At 51.4% G+C, this 4,205-nt stretch carries 3 protein-coding genes; all 3 read left to right on the plus strand.

What is annotated here, in order from left to right; all coding sequences use genetic code 11:
* On the plus strand, nucleotides 1-2,331 hold a 2,331-nt coding region (gene traC / locus AB4513_RS22375; protein WP_102258459.1), incomplete at its 5' end, for a type IV secretion system protein TraC.
* Nucleotides 2,282-3,013, plus strand: a complete 732-nt coding sequence (gene traW / locus AB4513_RS22380; RefSeq protein WP_016800095.1) for a type-F conjugative transfer system protein TraW — start codon at nucleotides 2,282-2,284, stop codon at nucleotides 3,011-3,013. The genes traC and traW, both read left to right, overlap by 50 nt.
* A 157-nt stretch (nucleotides 3,014-3,170) precedes the next feature.
* On the plus strand, nucleotides 3,171-4,181 hold the full coding sequence (gene traU / locus AB4513_RS22385; RefSeq protein WP_017099757.1) for a conjugal transfer pilus assembly protein TraU: 1,011 nt from the start codon (nucleotides 3,171-3,173) through the stop codon (nucleotides 4,179-4,181).
* The last annotated feature ends 24 nt before the right edge of the window (nucleotides 4,182-4,205 follow it).

The following is a 4,205-nucleotide window of genomic DNA, read 5'->3' on the forward strand; positions in this document are numbered from 1 at the left end:
GCAGGGGATAAATGGGACTATCAAGTGCAGCTGTTTGGTCACAACCGAGTGGCGCACTATCTCGAAGGAAACCAAGCTCTACTCAGTCAGCGAGGCGGTATCTGCCAGAAGCTGGCTAACGATGACGCCATTTACGCCCACTACGCCGCGCAGCACGGTTTTTTACACCGACAAAAAAACAATCGCTTTGATTTGCGCGATTACGACGCGTTCTTTTTTGTCTCCACCACGGAAAAAGACCCACAAGAGCTGCTTGATGCGCGAATGACTCTAGAGACAGGACTGGCGCAGCTTGGTTTTGATTTACTGCCCGTCACGCCTGAGATGTTGCTGACCGATGTGAGTGATATCTTAAACTTTGATAAACGACAAGACCGGCCAAAGGAAAAAGGCTACAACCCGTTAGAGCCTTTGAACCTGCAAGCCCTCTCTCCCGATACCGAAGCGTTAACGCATCGTGGCCATATCGCCACCCGTCATACCAATGACCAAGGGGAGGAGGTGCGCACACGGCTGGTCAATTTGGGACTTTCTCGTCTGCCTGGGGATTATCGCTTGTACGCCTTACCTGAGGCCTTTTCTTCTCTTCGCAACGTTTCTCGTAATATCACTTGCCCTCACCGCGTCACGTTGAGCTTTCGTAATGAGCCAACCGGTAAGCAAAATGCGGATAACGATAATAAGATAAAAGACTTAACCAAGACGGTGAACAGCCAAATGGCGCTGCTGGCTCCAACAGCGGAAGATGAGCTCAAAGAGCGAAAAGCCCTACAAAAAGGTCTGTTGTCTAAAGAGTTTACCATTGCGTCTATGGTCCTCACGGTCTCCCTGTTTACCGATAAGACCCACCAGAAAAAAGACACCCAAGCGGCGAAGGAGTCATTCAGCCATGCTGGCCTTGATATCATTCCCCTGAAAATGAATCAGCCGCAAGCGCTGCTTTCAACGTTGCCTTTTATGATGAGCGAAGGGTTGTGGGGCGATTGTAAAAAAGCCGGCCGAGTTCGCACGTTAAAAAGCTCTAATCTGGTGAACCTCTTCCCTCTCATCATGGATTTTTGTCAGTTAAAAGGCGGCGTATTGCTGCCCACGATGCGCCAGCAAATTTCTTTCTTTAACCCTTTCACCTGTGGCAGTGATAACCAAAATATCGCACTGACTGGCGGCTCAGGCGCAGGGAAAAGCTTTCTGGTTCAAGAGATTGCCGAAACGGTTTACGCCATGGGCGGTAAAGTGTGGATCCTCGATAAAGGGGCCAGCTATAAAAAATTGACGCTCAGCCTTGGGGGGACGTACATGACGCACGCCAACATCTTCTTAAATCCCTTCACGCATTTAGGCGCCATGCAAAGTGCTGAGTTTGAGTTTGTGGATGATGACGGTAGACCGGTCGACCCCATGATGGAAGCGCTCGATAATATCACGGCGTTGTTTGCCACCATCGCGTCACCCTACGTCCCACTGACGGCGTTTCAACAAAGCGTCTTAGGCGATGCGATAGTGACGGCATGGGAGCGTAAAGGTAATCAAGCCTTGGTGGATGATGTCAGAGACGCCTTGATTGAGATTGCTGGAGAAGAAAGCGACCGACGCATCAAAGACATTGCGGTGCAACTGAAAAAGTTCTGCACCGACGGCATGTACAAAGATGTGTTCAACAAGCCCTCCATGCTCGACCCCAGTGTGGAAATCACCACGCTGGAGCTGGATGGGTTTCCGCCTGCTGTGCTCAGACCCGTGATTTTTGCGTTGATGGTGTCGATTAACCAGCAGATGTACCTGGCTGGCTCTCGCTCTACCCCAAAGCTGTGCATCATTGAAGAAGCCTGGAGCCTCCTCTCTGGGGCAAACGAGCAAGCGAGGGAGTTCATCAACACCGGTTATCGCACCGCCCGTAAGTTCGGCGGCGCTTTTTGTACAGTGACTCAAGGGATTGAAGACTTCTTTAGCAACGAGGAAGCCAAAGCCTGCTACAACAACTCCGATATCCACATCATTCTTCGTCAAGGGGAAGGGTTTGATGAGTATCTGATCCAAAACCCGGATGCCTTCTCACCGTTTGAGCAGCGCCTCATTAAAAGTTTCGCTCCGTCTGCCGAAGCGGGATACAGCAGTGCGCGCATCAAAGCGGGTGGCCATGTCACCTATCACCGCTTTTTCGCCTCTCCGGTGAAACGCGCCATGTTCTCAACCGAGCCTAAGGAGTTTGAGTATTGTGAAAATCTTTATAAACAAGGCCACTCACTGGAGCGCGCCATTGAGCAAACCTCCAGGCACTTTTATGGCAAAGACATTGACGCCTTTAATCAAGCCATTGGGGCGAGCGCTTAAATCCCCCCTTTTTCTTTTGGTCGCTGGACTGGCAACGACAAATGCCGCTGGAAAGAACTTGGGCCAAGTGGCCCCTATCTTCCCCATCGGTGAGATTGACATGCTGGAGTGGATTGACCAAAGACTGAAAGGGTTTGAGGCCAGTGGTCAATTAGCGGACATGCAAAACGAGTTCACGGAGCGCGCCAAGCAAAGCATTGAAAACCCACCGCCCGTTGCAGGCTTAACCACCACGATCAACCCCCGCACCTTTTACGTTGACCCAAGCATCACCCTCCCTAAAGACATTATCGCCCCCACTACAGGAGCCGTGATTGCCAAAGCGGGCACCAGAGTGAACCCCTTTGATACCCGCACTTGGCCAAAGGTCGACGGTCAAAACGTTCTACCACGATTTGAGTTAAGTAAGGTGCTGGTCTTTTTTGATGCCAGAGACGCGCAGCAACGAAGGTTCGCTAGCGAGTATCAAAACGCCAAGCCAATCAAGTGGGTACTGACAGGAGGCAGCCCGAATAAAATGGCGACCTTATTGGACGCAAGAATGTATTTTGCGCAGCAAGGCCACTTAACCCAATCGCTTAACATTACTCACGTCCCAGCGATTGCCTACCAAGAAGGCACGCGCTGGCGCATCGATGAGGTGAACGTATCGGGTTTGCACCCCTTGGCGATAGAGCAATAACAATGACATCGCATTGGAAGTGCGCACCTCCCTTGATCATGCTTCCAGTATGACGCTTTTTTCTCTTAACCAAGCTCGCTTTTGGCGGCGATAATGGGGCGAAGCCTCTTGTCGAGACAAAAGGAGTACCACGCTCGGCGTGGAAAAAGGACACCCCATGACACAACGACACTTTCGTTTACTGTTGTGCTGCCTATTGGTTTTTATTGCCCCATCAACCCTAGCAGCCAGTGCGGCGTGTAAAAGCCGTTTTATTAACCCCATGACCGATATTTGTTGGGATTGCTTGTTTCCGATGACGATAGGCTCAGCCACCGTCATGCCCTCTAAGTACCCCGATACGCCCAATCCCACACTGCCTATCTCTTATTGCCCTAAACCGCCGCCTATCTTTGTGCAAATAGGCATCAACATTGGCTATTGGGAGCCTTATGCCTTAACCGATATCACGCGCGTCCCTTACTGTATGGTGAACATGGGCGTGCAAATGTCCGGCGCTAACACTCAGCGTATCGGTGGGCGCGTGACCGCCCGTGAGAGTGACAGCAGTGACGGAGGCTTTTATCACGCCCATTGGTATAAGTACCCCGTCATTTATTGGCTGCAACTGATGCAATCCACCGCCTGCATGGCCACGGACGTGTTTGATGTGGCCTACATGACGGAAATTGACCCACTTTGGGACGACGATGAGTTATCCCTCATTCTCAATCCCGAAGCGTTACTGTTTGGTAACTTGGTTGCGCAGCTTGCTTGCGTGCCCGAAGCCCTGTTGACCTCCACTAATACTGCCTTACCTATTGATGCGTTATTTTGGTGTTTAGGCTCACAGGGCAGTGCCTATCCGCTCACCGGCACCACCAACTATCGAGACACGCCCATCCAGGCGGCGACACTCTTGATGGAAAAGCTGAACTACAAACTGCACCGGCAAGGGATCATCTGGGAGACGCGCGGCGAAGATGGCGCGATTTGTTATCAATATCCCGATCCTATTTTGCCAAAATCTCGTTATCGGTATCAAATGTCGGGGCCTATTCCCGATGCCGCCTGGTGTCACCCGTACACCACGACAACCACACTCTGGGAAGCCGGCCATGACAACCCGGTGACAGGGGATAACTTTGGTTTTGTACAATGGCGAAAGCGCAACTGTGTCTTTTTATAAGGTGACGCGATGATGCCCATTCTT

The sequence above is a fragment of the Vibrio sp. 10N.222.54.E6 genome, assembly GCF_041473955.1.
GTDB lineage: Bacteria > Pseudomonadota > Gammaproteobacteria > Enterobacterales > Vibrionaceae > Vibrio > Vibrio tasmaniensis_A.